Origin of the sequence: Maridesulfovibrio sp. (assembly GCF_963666665.1) — a bacterium.
Lineage (GTDB): Bacteria > Desulfobacterota > Desulfovibrionia > Desulfovibrionales > Desulfovibrionaceae > Maridesulfovibrio.
The window spans coordinates 4,261,293-4,281,610 of record NZ_OY762999.1 but is presented as its reverse complement, the minus strand read 5'-3'; the positions used below and the strand labels follow the sequence as shown (position 1 = coordinate 4,281,610).

The window sequence follows — 20,318 nt, the reverse complement described above, 5'->3', positions numbered from 1 at the left end:
CGATGCAGGAGGCTTATAAAATCAGTTTCGGCAGCCTAAAATCTAGCTGGTAAAGTCAAACCACCAGCGTCCGAGACTCAGGCAGACCAGAACGGCACCTTCCCAGCGGGAAACCTTCCACCCAGTGCGGATGAAGAAGAGCACCAGCGCAACCATCCCGACCAGAACAGTAAGTCCGGGCAATGCATCCGGGGAAACTTCCAGCGGACGCAGCAGGCAGGTAAGCCCCAGTACTCCGGCGAAGTTGAAGAAGTCACTACCGATAAGGTTACCAAGCAGCATTTCATTACGTCCCTTAAGGGAAGCGGCAAGACAAGTCACCAGTTCCGGCAGGGAGGTTCCGGCAGCAACGATGGTCATGCCGATTACCCAGTTGGATACACCGAAATGACGGGCAATCTCCGAAGCGGCATCAACCATAAAATCACCGCCAAGTGCGATGCCAATAAATCCGGCCAGCAACTTGACCCAGTCTTTTGTACTGATCTCGCTGCCGTTCTCTTCTTCCACATCCGGTACAATACCGGCCATGGCATTGGCAGCCCTCTTGCTGTGCACTAGCAGATAGGCGATGTAAGCACCAAGAATTGTCAGCAACATGAGACCTGCGGAACGGTCCAGCATATCAAAATAGGCAAGGCCCAGAATGAGTGCAGTGGTGAAAAGCAGCAGCGGAGTATCGCGCATTGCCAACGACCTGTTGGTCGGCAAAGGCTTGATCAAGGCCATCAGGCCCAGAATAAAACCCAAGTTAAAAATGTTTGACCCGACAACATTGGAAAGGGAAATATCAGAAAGTCCCTTGAATGCTGCGGTAGCTGTAACCAGAAATTCAGGAGCAGAAGTACCGAAAGCAACAATGGTCAGTCCGATCACCAGATCGGACACTTTGTATTTCTTCGCAATCTTCGAGGCTGACTCAACAATCCAGTCCGCACCGAACCAAAGCAGGAAGATACTCAGTACAAAGAAAAATATATTGGAAAGCATTTAGAACCCTTTAGTGTTGGTTATTAAATCCTGATCAGGATAGCAGGTCGCTATTAAATGCAAAAGGACTTCCGGCACTCTTAATTGCCTTTTTCTTCTCCGCGTTCTTTTTTCCATTCTTTCAGGCCGTCCAGAGTCGGGTGGATGAAAGATGTTTCGCGGTTGGGCATGACCGTTACAATCATCTCCCCTTCGGGACCGATCACGGCCACATGGATTTCCTCGCCGGATTTGACGGCCTTGGGAGAAAATGATGCGGTCATAGCTGCTGCGTCGAGCACTTCCTGCTGTGTCCATTCTTCATCACAGAAAGCACGGCCGATGCTCAAGGGACCGGGAAAACCGCGAACTTCGAAAAGGTAATCTTCACCTTCATAGAGGTCTTCAATGCGCTCATTGTCGTTGCGGTTACGCCCTACCACAAGCATCTTGTTGCCGGCCCAGAACTGACGTCCGGTAGTTGCCAGTTGGAAGGAATTCACATCCGCTTCATTCAAACGCTGCAAAAGCGGAAAATAGCGGGCTGCATTTTCCTGCTCGGTGAGCTTGCAGCCGCCTGCGGGAGTCGGGACTTCAGAGAATCCGTAATCCTTGGCCATCTGGAGCTGAATCTTGCGGCCTCGCCCGAAAATGTTGGGCAATTTCTCGCGATCAACCAGACCTGATTTTTCCACAGCTGTTTCGGGCTGAGACTGGGCACAGAGCGGACGAAGCAAGATGTCACCAGTATCCGAACTGTTGCGGATAGCGTTTAAGACAGGCGGACGCTGGGACATGGGACGCTGCCCGGTAACTTCACCGGAAATGATAAAATTCGCACCAAACTCTTCCATGAGAGTCTTGGCGTGGCTGATCATCATAATTTTGCAATCCACGCAGGGGTTGACCAGCTTACCCATCCCATGGTCAGGCACATCAAGCATCATCTGAATATATTTTTCGCTGATGTCCACGGGCATGATTTCCACCCCGTAAACTTCCTGCCAATGTTCTATCTTCTCGGGATTACCGAAAAAAGGCGTGACAAAGTGCAGACCGAGAACCTTGAGTCCCTGATCCTGAATGACCTTGCAGGCCAAAATACTGTCGAGGCCCCCGGAAAACAGGGCCAAAGCGTCATATTGTTTGTTCATGGGGCGGCTGTACCTTCATTTTATGGAAACCGCAACAAAATCCGACCAGCATTGTTCGTTGCTTTATCTGAACGGGTTTGATATGGGAATCACTTGCCCGTTGTGTCGAAAATTCGAAACAGTCAGGCAGGAGGACGAAAAAACGCATCCCGGATGCAGGTGTCACAGTATTATATTTAGCTGTCTACGACACCGGCCTTGCGCATGTGACAATAAACAAGAACAGGATACGTTGAACGTCCAACATTATATGGAGATAAAATGAGCAAGAAAAATGAAAATTCCGACGACCTCCGCAAGGCAGCCCTGAGTACAGCCCTGACCACCATCGAACGCAAGTTCGGTAAGGGCTCCATCATGCGCCTTGATTCTGAAGCCTCGCACAATATTCCGGTCATCCCCACCGGTTCCATCAGCCTCGATATGGCTCTGGGCATCGGCGGTATCCCCAAAGGCAGGATAACTGAGGTGTACGGTCCGGAATCTTCCGGTAAAACAACTCTGGCTCTGCATGTCATCGCGGAATGCCAAAAGCTGGGCGGAACTGCTGCATTTGTAGATGCGGAACATGCTCTTGATGTGAAGTACGCCAAAAGACTCGGCGTAAACACTGATGAACTGCTCATCTCCCAGCCTGACTACGGAGAGCAGGCCCTCGAAATCACTGACCTGCTGGTCCGCTCCGGCGCAGTTGATATCGTTATCATCGACTCCGTTGCAGCACTTATCCCACAGGCTGAACTGGAAGGAAACATGGGTGAAACCCAGGTCGGCGGACAGGCACGACTCATGTCACATGCCCTGAGAAAACTGACCGGTACCATCCACAAATCCAAGGCCGTCGTACTGTTCATCAACCAGATCCGTATGAAGATCGGCATGACCGGATACGGCAGTCCTGAAACAACTTCCGGTGGTAACGCGCTTAAATTTTACTCTTCCATTCGTCTGGACATCCGTAAAATCCAGACCCTGAAAGACAAGGAAGAAGTTTACGGTTCACGCACCAGAATCAAGATCATTAAGAACAAGGTTGCGCCGCCGTTCCGTGAAGCTCTGGTCGATATACTTTATGGAACAGGCATGTCCCGCGAAGGTGAGCTTCTCGACCTCGGTGTTGAGCACGGTATCGTGGACAAATCCGGTGCATGGTACGCTTTCGGCTCCGAACGTCTTGGACAGGGTAAAGAAAACGTACGCCAGTTCCTCACAGAAACACCGGAACTACGCCAGCAGATTGAAGACAAACTTCTCATTCACCTCGGCATGAAAGAGGACCCGGACGAGAAGGTTGACGAACAGGTCCCGACAGAGTAAAGCCTGTTGGCCCAGCATAGATTTAGTGAGCCCCGTTTCGGCGGGGTTCTGAAATAAAACCGAGAGGAAATACCTCTTTTCGGTGATATAGCTATTACGGAGACAGCCCATGAAGGCCAGTGAAATCAGAGAAAAATTCCTTAAGTATTTCGAAAAGAACGGTCATACAATCGTAGACAGCTCATCCCTCGTTCCCAAAGACGACCCGACTCTGCTTTTTACCAACGCGGGTATGGTTCAGTTCAAGAACACATTCCTCGGTCAGGAAAAAAGGGATTACGTAAGGGCTACCACTTCACAGAAGTGTCTGCGCGTAGGCGGCAAGCACAACGACCTTGAAAACGTAGGACGTACCGCACGCCACCACACCTTCTTTGAAATGCTGGGTAACTTCTCTTTCGGCGACTATTTTAAAGAAGACGCCATTAAATTTTGCTGGGGCTTCCTTACTGAAGAATTAGGGCTGCCCAAAGATAAACTTTACGTCACCATCTACACAGATGACGACGAAGCTGATGAACTGTGGCAGAAAGTCGTAAACTTCCCGGCTGAGCGCATCTACCGCCTCGGAGAGAAGGACAACTTCTGGTCCATGGGCGACACCGGCCCCTGCGGTCCCTGCTCCGAAGTCCATATTGATCAGGGCGAAGACATGAGCTGCGGCCCTGACTGCGGCATCGGGAAATGCGACTGCGACCGTTTTCTTGAGATCTGGAACCTCGTGTTCATGCAGTACGATCAGGACGAGGAAGGCAACCGAGTCCCCCTGCCCCGCCCCTCCATTGACACCGGAATGGGCCTTGAGCGCATCACCGCGGTTTGTCAGGGTGTACAGTCCAACTTTGAGACCGATATTTTCCAGCCCATGATTCAGGCTGTAGCCAAGAAAGCCGGCGTTAAATACAAGGAAGACGGCGAGATCGACACTGCATTGCAGGTTATTGCCGACCATTCCCGCTCCATTGCTTTCCTGATCACCGACCAGATCCTGCCTTCCAACGAAGGTCGCGGATACGTACTGCGTCGCCTGATCCGCCGTGCATTCCGTTTCGGTCGCCTGCTCGGCCTGACCGACCCCTTCCTGCATGAAACTACCGCTATGGTTGTTGAGCAGATGAGCAGTCAGTTCCCCGAACTGCTGAGCAACAAGGATTTCATGGCCCGCATGGTCAAGGAAGAGGAAGAGCGCTTCAGCCAGACTCTTGATAAGGGCCTGATCATCCTCGAAGAGGAAATGGAAGAGCTGAAAAAAAACGGTAAGGACCTCATCTCCGGTGAGACCGCCTTCAAACTTTACGATACCTACGGCTTCCCGCTGGACATCATCAACGATGTTGCTGAGAAGCAGGAATTCAAAGTTGACGAAGTCGGCTTCAACGCCGCCATGAAAGAGCAGAAGGATCGCGCCAAGGCAGCATGGAAAGGTTCCGGTGAAAAGAACTCCGGTGCCATCTTCCGTCAGGTTCTGGAAGCTGGACTCAAAAACAGCTTCACCGGATACTCTGAACTGACCACTGAATCCCGCATCGTCAACCTGCTTTCCGAAGAAGGCGAACATCTTGAGCGCATCACTCAGGGCAACGGCGGCTGGATCATTACTGCCGCAACTCCCTTCTACGGTGAATCAGGCGGTCAGATGGGCGATACCGGTGCTATAGGCACTCTTACCGGTAATGCAGAAGTGCTGGAAACCGTAAAGGCTTCCGCAGACCTTACCGCATCAAAGGTTTTCGTAAGCGAAGGCGAACTGCTGCTTGAGCAGGAAGCCAAGCTTGAGGTCAGCCCTGAGACCAGAACAGCTACAGAACGTAATCACACAGTTACACACCTGCTCCACGCTGCTCTTAAGAAAGTTCTGGGCGACCACGTTAAGCAGTCCGGGTCACTGGTGGGACCTGATCGGCTGCGTTTTGACTTCACCCACATTGCAGCCATGACTCCCGAAGAAATCGGGGAGGTTGAAAATGAGGTAAACCGTGCTATACTGGGCGACACTCCCGTAGTCGTTCAGGAGATGAGCAATGACGAAGCAGTAGCCAAAGGTGCAACTGCATTGTTCGGCGAAAAGTATGGTGATGTTGTCAGAGTTGTTGAAATTCCGGGCGAATCCATGGAGCTTTGCGGTGGTACCCACCTTAAGGCAACCGGTGAAGCCGGAACCTTCATGATCCAGTCCGAGTCCGGTGTAGCTGCGGGTATCCGCCGCATCGAAGCCGCAACCGGCTGGAATTCACTTAAATTTCTGCAGGAGCAGCGCGCCGAAGTCGTTACATCTTCAGCTATGCTCAAAGCAGCACCCGGACAGCTGGTCGACAAAATTGCGACTCTGCAGTCTCAGGTGAAGGAACTTACCAAAGCCAACGACAAGCTTCAGTCAAAACTGGCTTCCGGTGCAGGTGCGGACCTGATGAGTTCCATAGAAGAGATTGGCGGAGTAAAAGTACTCGCAGCCAAGCTCGAAGTTACAAATGTCAAAGCCCTGCGTGATCAGGCCGATGCACTGAGATCCAAAATGGATTCCGGCATCTTCTGTCTGGTGGCACAGGTTGATGACAACAAAGTTTCCCTGATTATCGCCGTGACCAAGGACTTGCACGATAGATTCCAGGCAGGCGCATTAATCAAACCCGTTGCGGCTGAGGTAGGCGGCGGTGGTGGCGGCAGGCCTGATATGGCGCAGGCCGGTGGTACCAACCCCGCTGGTATTGAAAAAGCATTCGCAACCCTTAAGAAACTGGTTGCAGATTCATAGTCTGAGAAAAAGGGATTTTTAAGCTTGACAGCCAACGGTCAAACTTTGTATACATCCCCTTCCCAGATTTTATGCAAGGAGCATTTCTAATGAAAACATATATTCCTAAAGATGAAGACATCAACCGCGAATGGTTCGTAGTTGATGCTAAAGATATGGTTCTCGGTCGCCTCGCAACCCAGATTGCCAACAAGCTCAGAGGAAAAGACAAAGCAATGTTCACTCCTCATGTTGACACTGGTGATTTCGTTGTCGTTCTGAACGCTGACAAAATCAAGGTTACTGGTAACAAAATGGATCAGAAGACCTACTACAAGCACACCAACCACCCCGGTGGTCTGAAAGAAAGAACTCTCAAGGTTATGCTTGAGAAGAAGCCTGAAGTAGTCATCCAAACTGCAGTTCGCGGCATGCTTCCTAAGAACCGCCTCGGCAAGCAGATGATCAAAAAGCTGAAAGTATACGCTGGCACTGACCATCCGCATACCGCACAGCAGCCCAAAGTACTGGAATTCTAATTAAGGGTGGAGCAATAAAATGAGTAAAGATTTCAATTACGCTACTGGCAGAAGGAAAAACGCTGTTGCCCGTACCCGCCTTTATGAGGGAACCGGTGCAATCACCGTTAACGGTAAACCTTACGAAGATTACTTTCCTCGTAAAACCCTGCAGATGATCGTTCAGCAGCCCCTGAAACTGACCAAGACCCTCGGCAAGTTCGACATCAAAGTCAACGCTGACGGCGGTGGTGTTGCAGGTCAGGCTCAGGCTGTAAGACACGGTATCTCCCGCGCACTTATCGAGATAGATCCTGAACTTCGTTCTATCCTCAAACGTGCCGGTCTCCTGACTCGTGACGCTCGTAAGAAAGAGCGTAAAAAATACGGTCAGCCCGGTGCTCGCGCAAAATTCCAGTACTCCAAACGTTAAGAAGTACTGCGAATACATTCGCAAGACCATTCAGGCGGAACTGCTTTTGCGGTTCCGCCTTTTTTTTATGTCTTTGAAACTAACTGTTCTTTGTTCTTGAACTAATCTATCTTGCTAAGTGCTAAACCGATAGCAAGAAACATTTATTAGACAAGATCAATAATTTAAAAGATTATTAAAAGTTATTTAAGTTTCAAGCAGAATATTTATGATATGATATATATTCTCAAGACACTGAAGCTCTGGATATTCCATAAAAAAGAATATACTCCTAAGCAAAACAGTTAGCAGGAAATACTTAAAATATGTCCCGGAAAAAACCGCTTTACGATAAAACTTTCTTTGCCCGGCAGCCTATCCTTATGCCGGACCAATCCCTATGGGGATATGAGTTGCTTTTCCGCAGCAGCAGCGAAGCCACCAGCGCGGATATTTCCGACAGTTACGAGGCAACACTGCGTGTTGCTGCGGATATTTGCGCGGCTCCCGGTGAAAACCTGCCGGATAACGTAAAACTGGTAGTTAATTTTTCGCACAAAGCCATTATGGACAAGGTGCCCTACTCCTTGCCGGCGACAAAAACAGTTGTTCAAATCCCCGAAACAACTCCTCCCACACCCAACTTAATCAAAGCCATAAAGGAACTCTCTGAAGATGGTTTCTATATCGCTATTGATGACTTTGAAGGACGTCCGCAGGGGGAATTCCTTATTGCTTATGCTGATGCCATCATTGTTGATTTCCTGTCTGCGGATAAAGAAAAGCTGGAGCGTATCTGCAAGCTTTGCAAAGAATACGACACCAAGCTCATAGCCAAACGAGTGGAAAACACAGACCAATTCAACATGGCGCAGAAACTTGGTTTTAATTTTTTCCAGGGATTCTATTTCAAACGTCCCGAAAATGTGAAAGGCCGCAAACTTCGTTCCGGTGAAATTGTAAAACTCAAGCTTCTCAAACTGATAGAAGATGCATCACCTGACTTTGAGGCCATGGCTGAAACTTTACAAAACGATGTTTCCATCAGCTTCAGACTGCTGACTCTGCTGAACTCCCCGACTTTCGGTTTTTCCCAGAAGATCACCTCCATCAAGCAGGCCCTTGTTCTGGCCGGATGGAAAATGGTCAAAAACTGGCTGCGGGTCATTCTGCTCACAGATCTGACTCCCAAAGAAAAAAGCCGGGAACTTCCTCAACTGGCTACCCAAAGGGCAAAATTTCTGCAATTGTTGGCCAAGAATTCAAACAAGGGATTACCTGCTGATTCCATGTTCCTGCTTGGACTTTTTTCCCTGCTGGGTGCTATGTTCGACCTGCCCATGAAGGAACTGACCAGCTATCTGCCGCTTGAAGATGAGATCAATCAGGCCCTGTGCGGTGAAGAAAATTCATATAGCAGATATCTGGACCTGACCACCTTCTTCGAATCCGGTGACTGGGATAACCTTGACTTTCTGCTGGGTGAATTGGAACTTGATCCGGTCATGGTCTCAAAAAGCTATTACGAGTCCACCCGCTGGGCAAACAGCTTTTTCCAGATCCCCGGTACTTCCTGATCAAAACGCTGCCTTAAACAGGAGCCAACATGTCGCACTCATGCCATACTTATGAAAATGCGAAGCTGAACATCCTGATTACCGGAAAAAGTCCGGTAATCCATACACTCATGCCCCTACTGTATGATCAGGGGCATGCGGTTTCCATAACCCGCTCCCCGCGGGAGACCCTTTTCACCTACGCCAGCCAGCAGCCTGATCTAGTCATCATGGCGGAGCAGGATAACACCTGCCAGACATTCTCCAGCATCCGTGAAGTGAATAAAGAAGCAGAGGCTCTTTTTATCATCGACACCTCAAAGCCGGAGTCTTTTGAACCGCTCTTTGATTTCAACAACATCTCTTTTCTGCCTTCCACAGTATCAAAAGAAAAGCTGCTTACTTTCGTAAAAAATTTTCAAGCCAAGCATCTACGTAAGAAAAAGCATGAAGAGGATGCCAAACTTTACGGCCTGATTATGCAGAGCCTGCCCTTTCCTGCCCTTCTGATCAGCACTAAAACCGAGCAAACGATACTTGCCAACAAGGCCGCCCATAATCAGCTTCCTGCCTTTGAATACGAGCAGTCTCCCCCGTTCATGTCCGCACTTTCCGACGAAGTGCGCCATAATATTTTTTCCGACCTGGAATCGTATCACCTACATTACCTGAAATCAGTTAATGCCTACGAGCGTTTTTGGGATCTCACCGTGGATCAGGTTGCCCCTTCAGTTTTCATGCTGCTGGCTGTAGATGTAACCGAACAGCGCCAGCAGATGCAGTTGCGTGAGGAGATGGAACGTATTGCAAGGCACGACCTGCGCTCTCCAACAGCCAATATCGTGGGCATGTCACGTATTCTTGAAACTGAGGCCGGACTTGATGAAGAATTCCAGCCGCTGGCTGAAATCGTACGCAAAACCAGCGAGCGCATGATCCGTCAGATCGACACATCACTGACCCTGATCAGGCTGGAAACAGGTTCACTTAAAGCCGACGCCCACCCCTTTAATCTCTACTCAGCCATCAGTGCAGCCATCGGTGACCTTAGCCAGTTGGTTGAGGAAAAAAATCTGGAGATAGTCAGCCTGCAGGACGGTAACCCCATCACCGAAGAGTGTTTCATCGTCTGCTACGGCGAGGCATCGCTGATAATTACCATGTTTTCCAACCTGCTCAAAAATGCTGCTGAAGCTGCACCGGAGCACTCAACTATCACCATAAATATCACGGAAGACAGCCGCTTCATCACTACAAAAATCCACAATATGGGCGCAATTCCTGTGAGTATCCGTGAAACATTCTTTGACCGCTATGCTACCTACGGTAAGAAAAAAGGAACCGGACTGGGAACTTACAGCGCACGGCTTATTGCCAGCGCCTCAGGTGGAGATATTTCATTCACAACTTCAGAAGAAAAGGGTACGACCCTGATCACAACAATTCCTAAACCACCAATTAAATAATACAGGATCAGATTAATGGCTGCCAAAAAGAAACCACGTCCGTTACTCGTCTTTGCCGACGAAAACGGCCAGATATATGATCATCCCGAACTTGAAATGATGTGTCGCCGTGGCGATGAGCTGTTCCAGCCCAAACCGGAAGAATACATCCCCCTGCCCCCGGACAGCGAATTTTTCCTGCTTCCGGGTAGATTTCCCATCGGCCTTGACCCGGAAACAGGTGAAGTAGTCGAAGTGGAAGGAACTGCGGTTACCGCATTCCCCTGCCCGGGGCACACCCTGACCGGACTTGCCGCATACGGTAATACCGAAGATGCACCGGTACTGCCCATGTTCTCTTACGGTGCAGTAGGCTATGCCAACGGCAAATTCTGGGTTACCGCTAAAAAAGTAGATGAGGACAAGCGTCAGGTTTTCACTAAAATTCCGAACCAGAAAATTGATGCCGGCGCCCACCGCATGTTGAAGGAAATGCCCGACAACAGACTGGTCCGCCATCTGGCAGGATGCGCACTGACATATTGCTGCCCTGCAGCCAAGAACCTTGCTCTGGGACGCTTTGAAGCACCTCTGCCGACTTCACGGACCTGCAATGCCCGCTGCATCGGCTGTATTTCCGAGCAACCCGAAGATTCCGGCTTTCCCTCTCCGCAGGAACGCATCAAATTCACTCCCACTGCCGAAGAAATCACCCAGATAATGCATTTTCACGCCAAGCGTGAACGCAAGCCCGTATTCTCTTTCGGTCAGGGCTGCGAGGGAGAACCGCTTACCGAACATGTATTGCTTACCGAAGCCATCAAGAAATACCGCGACGAAGGCGGTATCGGTACCGTAAACATAAACACCAACGGTTCCATCACTGAAGCAATGGAACCACTGGCCGCAGCAGGGCTCAACTCCATCAGGGTCAGCCTGAACAGCCTGCGCGAACCTGTTTACAATACTTACTACCGGCCCAAGGGCTACAAATTTGAAAACGTGGTAGCAACAATCGCCAAGGCCAAGGAACTCGGCTTACACGTATCCCTGAACTACCTTTATTTCCCCGGTATCAGTGATACTGAATTCGAAGTCGGTGCACTCGTTGAAATTGCCAAGCAGACAAAATTCGATTTCATCCAGCTGCGCAACCTGAACATCGACCCCGACCTGTACATGGAGCTCATGGAGCCCTACGAATTCGGTCCGGGTATGGGATTCATCAACTTCCGCAAACGGATCATGAACGAATGTCCGTGGATTAACTTCGGATACTTCAACCCTTACCTTGGTGACGGGAAGCAGAAATAACGAAGAACATTTATAGTTAACGATACCTATCGTAAATTCTCTTTATGGTGCCGTCATTCAGCAGCTTCTCAATAGCTTTGTTGAATCTCGGCACCATCTTTATTTTGTTCGGATGAAAACGGATCATCATATCACGAACACTGAACGGCTTACCTACTTTAAGTTGCGAACCGAGACGCTTCTTTTTTATCTGATAGTTGGCAAAATCAAGGTTGATCAGAGCCTGATCCAACCGTCCGGCAAGCAAGAGCTGAACTATCTTATTCTCATTTTCTAAGCGGTAATCGATTATACGCTTGGACTCAAAGTATGGATCAAACTTCGGATAACGGTAGCCCCTGACAACTCCAATAGTTTTACCCAATAAATCTTCCGGGGAATCAACAGAAATAAAGTGTCTTGAATTAAAAATGACAACTTCCTCAGACACAGTATACGGAATACTATAAACACCCGGAACCTTGGAATTTTGCCGCCAGACCGGATTAGTCATGGGCTCAATATCTATCTGGCCGGCTTCAAACTTATACAAAGCACGGTTGAATGGGACACGAATATACTCAATTGTGTCCCCGGTCTCATTAGAAAGAGCCGAAAATATATCTTTAATTATTCCGCTTCGACTGTCCCCTTCTTCAAAAAAATATGGGGGAAAAGATCCGGTATGCAGCATAACCCTTAACGTATCAGCCGAAACAGACTCAACCAGCGGGGAAACAATATTCAAAATTGCAAAAACTAAAAAGACAACAAACCTCATAAAATTACGCCCTCACACGCAGAACTATATTAATTTGCGGTAAGAATATTACACAATTTCCGTCCAATGAATAGATACGCTTTAGCTGACTCATTTTTTTCAACAAAAACCATCCCAATATTAAGAACCTTGATAGCAGCAACTTCCCAGCGACCTTTCTGATGTGTATAAAAAACAGATGAACAGACGATCCCTATTTTTCAGCGCATGCATGCTTTTGCTGCTGATCTTCACCACCCCGCAATCCTCTTTTTCAAAAGATGGTGGATTCGGCCTGAACTGGCAATTTTCTGTTGATTTGCCGCAAGCTGGAATAGCCGGGGTTCTGAAGGGATATGTCGAGCATCTGAAAGGTTCACAATTCAGGTTCAATGGGGAATACCTGAACAGAAAAGGACCTATCGAATCCGGCCCGATTAAACTCAGCACAAACTTTGATCTTGATTCCGGATTATTACGCCTGAACTCATTTCAGCTTACAATTAAAAATTTAAAGGCAGATCTGCCCCAGCTTGGATTAAGCAATCCCGACCTGAGCATCACCGGAAAAGGAATTATTGATCCGGTTTCAGGAGCAGCGGACTTCAAAGATTTACTGCTGAAAGCCGGAAATCTGCCGGAACTGACAACCAGATTGAGCTACACCCCGGTTAGAGATGGTAGTTGTCTGCTGGAAATCAGCAATCCCCTGCCACTGCTGGAACGAATCGTGGAAATCAATTTTCCTGACTTTGAGAAATGGGATAAGGAAGGAGAATTTTCACTCAAAATTGCTCTACGTAAAATCAGCAGTTCCCCTGAAGCAAGCCTGCGACTTGATTTCAATGGACTCTCCGCTGCATCAGCCGACGGACTGGCACTCATAGACAGCATGAAAGGAAGCATTGAAGCCGACAGTCTGCTTGATAATCCACAGCCGACCCTGAAAGCTCATTTTCAATCCGGTGAAGCCCTTTATGATACCTTTTATGTAAACATCACAAAACATCCGCTGCATGCTGAAATTGAGTCCACCATTCCTGATAAATCCGGCAGGATTAAGCTTAAAACTCACCTAAATTGGAAAGGAATGGGAGACTTCAAAGCAGACGCACAGCTCAAAAACATCTTTTATAGCCCAACATTCTCCGGCAATGCTGAATATAAAACAGCTGAACTGTCGGCACCATTCAAGACCTTCGCAATTGATCCCTTTTCCTTGGAAGGATTGGGCGGCAACGGTAAATTTGCACTGCGCTGCGCCTTCAACGGCACTAAAGCTAAAACTCATCTGCGTGGGGAGATGAGTTTTGAAAACTGCACAGTCCGCAAAGATGAAACCGTTTTCAGCGATATTAATGCAGACCTGCCATTTGTGCTTTCCCTTAACGAAAGATTCCTGCCGCAAGCGGATCAAACCCTGCCCTATTCCCCGGCTGGCATGATCAGCTTTGATGAAATCAAGTCCGGGCAGCTTGAGATTACAAATTTCGCTTTTCCCATCAGCGTATCCTCAAATTCCATTGAATTCGGAACAATCCCGACGATTTCTCTGGAAGGAGGCACATTTAATCTTTCCGACTTGAAGATGCGTCATCCCTTTAATGACGACTTTGCACTCAACGGCAAAATTGTCGCCAAGGGCATAAATTTGCTGCCCCTTTCTCCAAAATCGTTGCCCATCAATGGACAGATTAGTGGAGACTTAAAATTCTGGCTGCTTAAAGACCATCTTTCCACCAGCGGAAAACTTTACGGTAATGTCTACGGCGGGGAGATGACCATTGATGAAATTTTCGCTGAAAACCCCTTTGAGGATTCCCGGCAGTACGGTGCAGACTTCAACGTAACGCACCTTGATCTTGAACCGCTCAGTAAGGCACTGGATATCGGACGCATCACCGGACGCATGGACCTTGAACTGAACGAACTGGTCATCGCTTACGATCAGCCTGCATCATTCCACCTTGTGGCCCGCACAACTCCCGGTTCCGGCAAGTCCGGTGATATCAGCCTTAAAGCGGTGAACACCCTGTCGGTTATCGGAACCGGTTCCGGTCTTACCGGGGCAGGCGTGGGAGTCTTTTCGCAATTTTTCAAAGAATTCGGCTATGCCGGACTGGGCCTTGAATGCACTCTGAATGACGACATCTTCAAGATTCGAGGCTTGATCAGAGATGATGGAATCGAGTACATTATTAAAAGACCGCCTTTATTCGGCATCAACGTAATAAACAGCAATCCCGAAAACCTGATCAGTTTTTCAGACATGCTCAAAAGACTGAAACGGGTCATCGGCAACTAAAAGCACAGGAGTTTACCATGCTCAAAAAAACCGCACAGGTTTTAACCTTTATCAGCCTTCTATCCTTTGTCGCCTGTGTGACAGTGAACATATATTTCCCGGCCGCCAAGGTTGAACGGGCTGCGGAAGATATTGTGGAGGACGTTTACGGAACCAACCCCAAACAGGAAAATAAAGACGACCAGTCCGCACTTGAAAGCTTCCTTGCTCTGCTCACACCGCAAGCGGCCCACGCTCAGGTCAGCAAAGCTGAAATCGACAAGAAATCCAACGCCGCCATCCGCGGATTGAAACAGTCAATTGCCGCCGACCACAAAAAACTGGTACCTTATTACAACGCCGGAAATATCGGCATCACCAAGGACGGCTACCTGCAAATAATCAACAAGGACGGGCTGAACATCAAGCAGACAGCAGAACTGCGCCGCCTTGTTTCGCAGGATAACGATACCCGCGACCAGCTTTACTCCGAAGTAGCCGCATCCATGAACATCCCCGGCAGTGAACTTGAAAAAGTCAAAGCCATCTTCGCTCAGGAATGGCAGGAACGCGCGCCTTCCGGCTGGTTTATCCAGAACGCAAATGGTAAGTGGATGCGGAAATAATTTCTGTCATGCCCTTTGACAACAGCTACGCACGGCTGGAAAACAAATTCTACCAGCGCATAAATCCCACCCCAGTAAAGCAGCCCCGGATCATTCTCGTGAACCGGGAGCTTGCCGGGGAAATGGAATTCCCCTTGCCGGAAACAGATGCTGAACAGGCAGAATTGTTTTCCGGCAACAAACCGCCTCAGGATTCGGAACCGCTGGCCCAAGTATACGCCGGACACCAGTTCGGTAATTTCGTGCCCCAACTGGGTGACGGCAGGGCTGTCCTGCTCGGTGAATTCGTCAACAGCAGCGGAAAACGCTACGACATTCAGCTCAAAGGTGCCGGACAGACCATGTATTCCCGCAACGGAGACGGCCGTTCGCCTCTTGGTCCGGCCATCCGCGAATACATTGTAAGTGAAGCCATGTTCCGGCTGGGCATTCCCACCACCCGCGCCCTTGCCATGGTCTGCAGTGGAGAAAATGTTTTCCGGGAACAAGCCCTCCCCGGGGCAGTCTTCACCCGTGTTGCATCCAGCCATATTCGGATCGGTACCTTTGAGTATTTTGCATCCCGAAACGATTATGAGGGAGTAAAAACCCTAACGGATTATGCCATTGACCTTCACTATCCGCATCTTAAAGAAGCCGGAAATCCCTATGCGGCATTCCTCGGAAAAGTCTGCTCGGTTCAGGCGCGGCTGGTAGCCAAATGGATGCGGATCGGATTTATTCACGGGGTAATGAACACAGACAACACCACTATTTCCGGTGAGACCATTGATTACGGACCCTGCGCCTTCATGGATGGTTATGATCCGGCAACGGTCTTCAGTTCCATCGACCATTACGGCAGGTATGCATACGGACGCCAGCCTTCCATTGCCCAATGGAACCTTGCCGGACTTGCCGGATGCCTGCTGTCCCTCATCCATACGGATACTGAGCAGGCCAAATCCCGTGCGGAAGAAATTGTACAGGGATTCGGGCCTGAATTCAGGACACATTACTTTGCTGAAATGTGCAGCAAGATCGGTCTGAAGCCGGATGAACCTGCTCAAGAATTGCTGAATGATTTATTGCAGATCATGCATGAATCCAAGGCAGACTTTACCCTCAGCTTCAGGATGCTGAGCAAAACCGTTTTGGGCAATGGAGCCCCCCTACTGAGCCTTTTCAACGGCAAAAACAACATCTCGGAATGGCTTGAAAAATGGAAAGCCGAACGGGAACGGCAAAATATAACTAAAGAAGAAGCGGCCCAAACTATGGACCGCAACAACCCGGCCTTCATCCCCCGCAACCACCGCGTTGAGCAGGCCATCAGTGCTGCTGTTGAAAATGATGATTTCGAACCGACCAAGAAGCTGATCAAAATTCTGCATCATCCATATGATGAGCAACCGGAATACGATGAATACATGCAACCTCCGGAACCGACAGAACGAGTCTACCAGACATTCTGCGGAACTTAAGCAAAAACGACCCGGAGTATATATGAAACGTTTCATACATTTAATATCTTGCGCAGCCATATTACTTATGGGTCTCTCTGCTATTTTTCCAGCCCCCTCAAATGCTGACGACTTTGAAGACGGTTTCGCAGCCTACCAGTAGGGAAACTACGAACTTGCAGGCCGTAAATTTATCAATGCGGCAGAGCAGGGACACGCCAAGGCCATGTATAATCTGGGCATAATGTATGCCCAAGGCATGGGGACAGAGCAGGACTTAAATCAGGCTGCTATATGGTACCGCAAGGCTGCGGAACAAGACAACGCCATGGCTCAGAATAATCTAGGGTCCATGTATGACAACGGGAAGGGAGTTGAACAAAACTACTCCATTGCAGCCCAATGGTACCGACGGGCAGCAGAACTGAATTTTGCAGGGGCCCAGCTTAATCTTGGACGGCTTTACGAAAATGGTCTGGGTCTGCCGCAAGATTACTCTCAGGCTGCGCAATGGTACATGAAGGCGGCTGAACAAGGACTGCCGAAAGCCCAGCACGATCTGGCCCTTATGTACGCAGAAGGTTTGGGAATACCGCAGAATTACTCACATGCGGTTTTTTGGTACTTAACCGCCGCAGAGCAAGGTTATGCGCTGTCCCAGTATAACCTTGGACTTATGTTCGACAACGGACTGGGAGTAAAACAGGACCGCGCCAGAGCGGCACAATGGTATTTAAAGGCTGCGAGGCAGGGAGTCCCCGAAGCCCAGTATAATATTGCAGCAATGTATGAAAGCGGACAGGATATTCCGCAGGACTACGTTCTGGCATACATGAGGTTCAGCCTGTCAGCCGCGCAAGGAATCAGACAAGCCGCAAAGAGCCGAGACATGCTTGAACGCAGAATGACTCACTCAGAAATACAAAAAGCTTTAGAACTGACGAATAATTGGCAACCAGCCCACAGCCGATAAATATATCTTGAATAATGTTAAATAAAAAAGCCCTCAAACCATAAGGTTCGAGGGCTTTTGACTTACCAAAGACAAAAACTAGAAATTAACTTTAACCTGCTCGGAATCTCCGTCACGGGCGGTGATTTCACCGATCTTCCATGAATTGAGCTTCATTCCGGCCAGTCTGCTGAGCACATCTTCTTCACGGTCTTTGGATACAACGAGGATGTAACCGATACCGGTGTTGAAAATCTGCAGCATTTCAGGCCAGCTGAGATTGCCCTGTTCCTTGAGCCAGTTGAACACGGGAGAAACTTCCCATGAGTTAAAATTGATTTCTGCGGTAACCTGCTTGGGCAGGATGCGGGGTACGTTATCGTAGAAACCACCGCCGGTCACATGAACCATACCCTTGATTTCAATATCGCGGGAAAGGTTGTGAACCGCATCAACGTAAATTCTGGTGGGAGCCAGCAGGGCTTCACCGATTTTCTGATCAGTGCCGGGAAGCAGATCGTCAGCTTTCAGGCCGGACTCATCAAAAATCTTACGAACCAGAGAATAACCGTTGGAATGGATGCCGGAAGACTCCAGACCGATGATGGAATCCCCGATTGTAATGGAGGAACCGTCTACGATCTTGGCGTTATCCACCATACCTACACAGAAACCGGAAAGGTCATACTCACCGTCAGCATAAAAGCCGGGCATTTCAGCGGTCTCACCGCCGAGCAGCGCACAACCGGACTGCTTACAGCCTTCCACAACACCTGCGATAACTTCTTCAGCCACGCCGGACTCAAGTTTACCGGTTGCAAAATAGTCGAGGAAGAACAGGGGTTTTGCACCCTGCACGAGAATATCGTTTACGCTCATAGCAACAAGGTCGATACCGATAGTATCGTGCTTGTTTACTGCAAAAGCGAGTTTAAGCTTGGTTCCCACACCGTCGGCACCTGCCACCAGCACGGGCTCTTCCATCTGAGTAAGGTCAAGCTTGAACAGCCCGCCGAACCCGCCAATATCAGTGACCACACCTTTGGTGAAGGTGGAACCCACCATACCTTTAATGCGACCAATAAAATCATTAGCCGCATCGATATCAACACCGGCGGCTTTATATGCATCAGAACGACTTGCCATATTAATTTCTCCTAACAGTCTCTAAGAACGGACTGTATATGCTGAATCCCGCATAAGTTCAAGGAACAACATTACCCATTTCCCGCTACCGGGAAAAGAAAAAGGTCCATTGTTTGCACAGGACCAAATAAGAGTTTATACTATGCCACGGAGAAAAACCATGTACAAGAAAACTTTATTCATCACTTTTATTATTCTGGGACTGTTCCTGTGTGGAAACGCCATAGCAGGAACCAAGTTCATTAACAAGGACACCGCCAAGGACCGCAAACCTATCCGCATGGGAACCGGAGGCGGAAACAAAAGCAGAATTTCAATTCAATCAGATAATAATTCCAACACGATAACAATTTCACCTAAAGACAAGGATGAAGAAAAGGAAGACACTCAAATCGGCCCTATATTAGTTGTACCTGAAGTCAAACCGCAGCAAAATTAAAGAAGGAAAGTCATGCTTCATCCCGCCAGACTCTGGAAACCTCTTAAGGACGGCAAAGTCCAATGCAGGCTATGCAGCCACTTCTGCATAATTGACGAACAGGAACACGGTAAATGCGGGGTACGGCAAAATGTTGACGGCCAGCTCATGACCAAAACCTATGAGATGGTAGCTGCACTTAATGTTGACCCGGTAGAAAAAAAACCGCTCTACCACTTCCTGCCCGGAACCGAAACCTTTTCGCTAGGCACACAGGGCTGCAACTTCGGCTGCTCCTTCTGCCAGAATGCATCTCTTTCCCAGCACCCCAAAACAGGTCGGGAAATCACCGGGCAGAAAGTAACCCCGGAAATTCTGGTGGAAGCGACCATAGCCCACAAATGTGATTCCATATCCTACACCTATTCCGAACCGACCATTTTTTTCGAGCTGATGCAGGACACTGCCCGCCTTGCCCATATTAAAGGATTGAAAAACATCATGGTCTCCAACGGCTTCCAAAGCCCGGACTGTATTGAAGAACTGACCGGACTGATCGATGCCGCCAACATTGACCTCAAAGCCTTCAACGACGATTTTTACCAAAATACATGCGGTGGCCGCCTTAATCCGGTCCTCGACAACCTCAAGCATATGAAGAAAAACGGCTGGTGGATAGAGGTAACCACCCTGCTCATTCCCGGAAAAAACGACTCTCCTGACGAATTAAAGGAACTGGCCGCATTCATCGCCAACGAGCTGGGCAAGGAAGTGCCGTGGCATATTTCCCGCTTCCACCCGGATTACAAAATGCAGGACTGCCCAATCACTCCCATGGAAGCCCTGCAGAGAGCCAGAAAAGACGGAATCAATGCGGGACTGGAGTATGTATACATCGGTAATGTTCCGGGTAACGAAAGCTCATCCACTTTCTGCCCTGATTGCCACAAGGAATTGGTCAAAAGATTCGGATTTGAGATGAATAGTACGGGCCTTTCCGACGGCATGTGCAAGTACTGCGGGTGCAAAATTAACGGGGTATTTTAAGCAGTTAAGAGCATAACCAGTGCAGATAATGAATTAAAATTTAAAAAAATAAATTTAGTTCTTGCCAAGCAAATACAATTAACGTAGTTCCCTTTCTGCACGAAAGAAGTCGGAGCATGGCGCAGTCTGGTAGCGCGCTTGCTTTGGGAGCAAGATGCCGGGGGTTCAAATCCTCCTGCTCCGACCACTGAGAATTCAAAGGCTTAGCTGAAAATTTCAGCTAAGCCTTTTTTCTTTTGATATACATT

17 protein-coding genes and 1 tRNA gene are annotated in these 20,318 nt (G+C 48.8%); 14 read left to right on the top strand and 4 right to left on the bottom strand.

From position 1 onward, the window contains the following. Positions 1 to 42: 42 nt before the first annotated feature. Positions 43 to 990 carry a calcium/sodium antiporter gene (locus ACKU40_RS19540; protein ID WP_320174445.1) on the bottom strand — a complete coding sequence of 316 codons (948 nt, stop codon included), beginning with the start codon at positions 988 to 990 and terminating at the stop codon, positions 43 to 45. 80 nt (positions 991 to 1,070) lie between these two features. Further along, positions 1,071 to 2,123: a tRNA(5-methylaminomethyl-2-thiouridylate) methyltransferase gene (locus ACKU40_RS19535; protein WP_320174444.1), complete on the bottom strand. Its 1,053-nt coding sequence runs from the start codon at positions 2,121 to 2,123 to the stop codon at positions 1,071 to 1,073. Positions 2,124 to 2,384: 261 nt separating this feature from the next. On the opposite strand from ACKU40_RS19535, the gene recA reads away from it, so the two are divergent. The 7 genes from recA (at position 2,385) to ACKU40_RS19500 (ending at position 11,416) form a co-directional block, all read left to right on the top strand. Next, entirely contained in the window at positions 2,385 to 3,440 is a 1,056-nt protein-coding gene (gene recA / locus ACKU40_RS19530) for a recombinase RecA (RefSeq protein ID WP_320174443.1), read from the top strand. A gap of 109 nt (positions 3,441 to 3,549) precedes the next feature. Further along, positions 3,550 to 6,192, top strand: coding sequence for an alanine--tRNA ligase (alaS, locus tag ACKU40_RS19525; protein WP_320174442.1), 2,643 nt, complete (start codon positions 3,550 to 3,552; stop codon positions 6,190 to 6,192). Positions 6,193 to 6,281: 89 nt separating this feature from the next. Next, positions 6,282 to 6,710, top strand: coding sequence for a 50S ribosomal protein L13 (gene rplM / locus ACKU40_RS19520; RefSeq protein WP_320174441.1), 429 nt, complete (start codon positions 6,282 to 6,284; stop codon positions 6,708 to 6,710). A gap of 19 nt (positions 6,711 to 6,729) precedes the next feature. Further along, a complete protein-coding gene (gene rpsI, locus ACKU40_RS19515) occupies positions 6,730 to 7,122 on the top strand; it encodes a 30S ribosomal protein S9 (RefSeq protein WP_015852991.1) in 393 nt (130 codons plus the stop codon). Between the two features lie 305 nt (positions 7,123 to 7,427). Beyond that, positions 7,428 to 8,678 (top strand): HDOD domain-containing protein, encoded by a 1,251-nt coding sequence (locus tag ACKU40_RS19510; RefSeq protein ID WP_320174440.1) that lies wholly within the window; start codon positions 7,428 to 7,430, stop codon positions 8,676 to 8,678. A gap of 29 nt (positions 8,679 to 8,707) precedes the next feature. Next, positions 8,708 to 10,123, top strand: a complete 1,416-nt coding sequence (locus ACKU40_RS19505) for an ATP-binding protein (protein WP_320174439.1) — start codon at positions 8,708 to 8,710, stop codon at positions 10,121 to 10,123. A 15-nt stretch (positions 10,124 to 10,138) separates the two neighbouring features. Then, positions 10,139 to 11,416, top strand: a complete 1,278-nt coding sequence (locus ACKU40_RS19500) for a radical SAM protein (protein WP_320174438.1) — start codon at positions 10,139 to 10,141, stop codon at positions 11,414 to 11,416. A gap of 16 nt (positions 11,417 to 11,432) precedes the next feature. Here the strand turns inward: ACKU40_RS19500 and ACKU40_RS19495 are convergent, their stop codons facing one another. Continuing rightward, a complete protein-coding gene (locus ACKU40_RS19495) occupies positions 11,433 to 12,176 on the bottom strand; it encodes a transporter substrate-binding domain-containing protein (protein WP_320174437.1) in 744 nt (247 codons plus the stop codon). A gap of 178 nt (positions 12,177 to 12,354) precedes the next feature. On the opposite strand from ACKU40_RS19495, the gene ACKU40_RS19490 reads away from it, so the two are divergent. The 4 genes from ACKU40_RS19490 to ACKU40_RS19475 all read left to right on the top strand — a co-directional run bounded on the left by ACKU40_RS19490 (position 12,355) and on the right by ACKU40_RS19475 (position 17,480). Then, complete coding sequence (locus ACKU40_RS19490; RefSeq protein WP_320174436.1) at positions 12,355 to 14,460, top strand: hypothetical protein; 2,106 nt, start codon at positions 12,355 to 12,357, stop codon at positions 14,458 to 14,460. Between the two features lie 17 nt (positions 14,461 to 14,477). Beyond that, complete coding sequence (locus tag ACKU40_RS19485) at positions 14,478 to 15,065, top strand: DUF1318 domain-containing protein (protein WP_320174435.1); 588 nt, start codon at positions 14,478 to 14,480, stop codon at positions 15,063 to 15,065. A gap of 8 nt (positions 15,066 to 15,073) precedes the next feature. Then, positions 15,074 to 16,528 (top strand): protein adenylyltransferase SelO family protein, encoded by a 1,455-nt coding sequence (locus tag ACKU40_RS19480; RefSeq protein ID WP_320174434.1) that lies wholly within the window; start codon positions 15,074 to 15,076, stop codon positions 16,526 to 16,528. Between the two features lie 205 nt (positions 16,529 to 16,733). Next, complete coding sequence (locus ACKU40_RS19475; RefSeq protein WP_320174433.1) at positions 16,734 to 17,480, top strand: tetratricopeptide repeat protein; 747 nt, start codon at positions 16,734 to 16,736, stop codon at positions 17,478 to 17,480. 78 nt (positions 17,481 to 17,558) lie between these two features. Here the strand turns inward: ACKU40_RS19475 and purM are convergent, their stop codons facing one another. Then, the gene (gene purM / locus ACKU40_RS19470; RefSeq protein ID WP_320174432.1) at positions 17,559 to 18,605 is read right to left on the bottom strand and encodes a phosphoribosylformylglycinamidine cyclo-ligase; all 1,047 of its coding nucleotides are present in this window, start codon (positions 18,603 to 18,605) and stop codon (positions 17,559 to 17,561) included. 160 nt (positions 18,606 to 18,765) lie between these two features. Between purM and ACKU40_RS19465 the strand changes: the two genes are divergently transcribed. From ACKU40_RS19465 to ACKU40_RS19455, 3 genes are all read left to right on the top strand, one after another. Continuing rightward, positions 18,766 to 19,044, top strand: a complete 279-nt coding sequence (locus ACKU40_RS19465) for a hypothetical protein (protein ID WP_320174431.1) — start codon at positions 18,766 to 18,768, stop codon at positions 19,042 to 19,044. Positions 19,045 to 19,056: 12 nt separating this feature from the next. Next, a complete protein-coding gene (amrS, locus tag ACKU40_RS19460) occupies positions 19,057 to 20,070 on the top strand; it encodes an AmmeMemoRadiSam system radical SAM enzyme (RefSeq protein WP_320174430.1) in 1,014 nt (337 codons plus the stop codon). A 110-nt stretch (positions 20,071 to 20,180) separates the two neighbouring features. Next, a tRNA-Pro gene (locus tag ACKU40_RS19455) sits at positions 20,181 to 20,257 on the top strand. Positions 20,258 to 20,318: the final 61 nt, after the last annotated feature.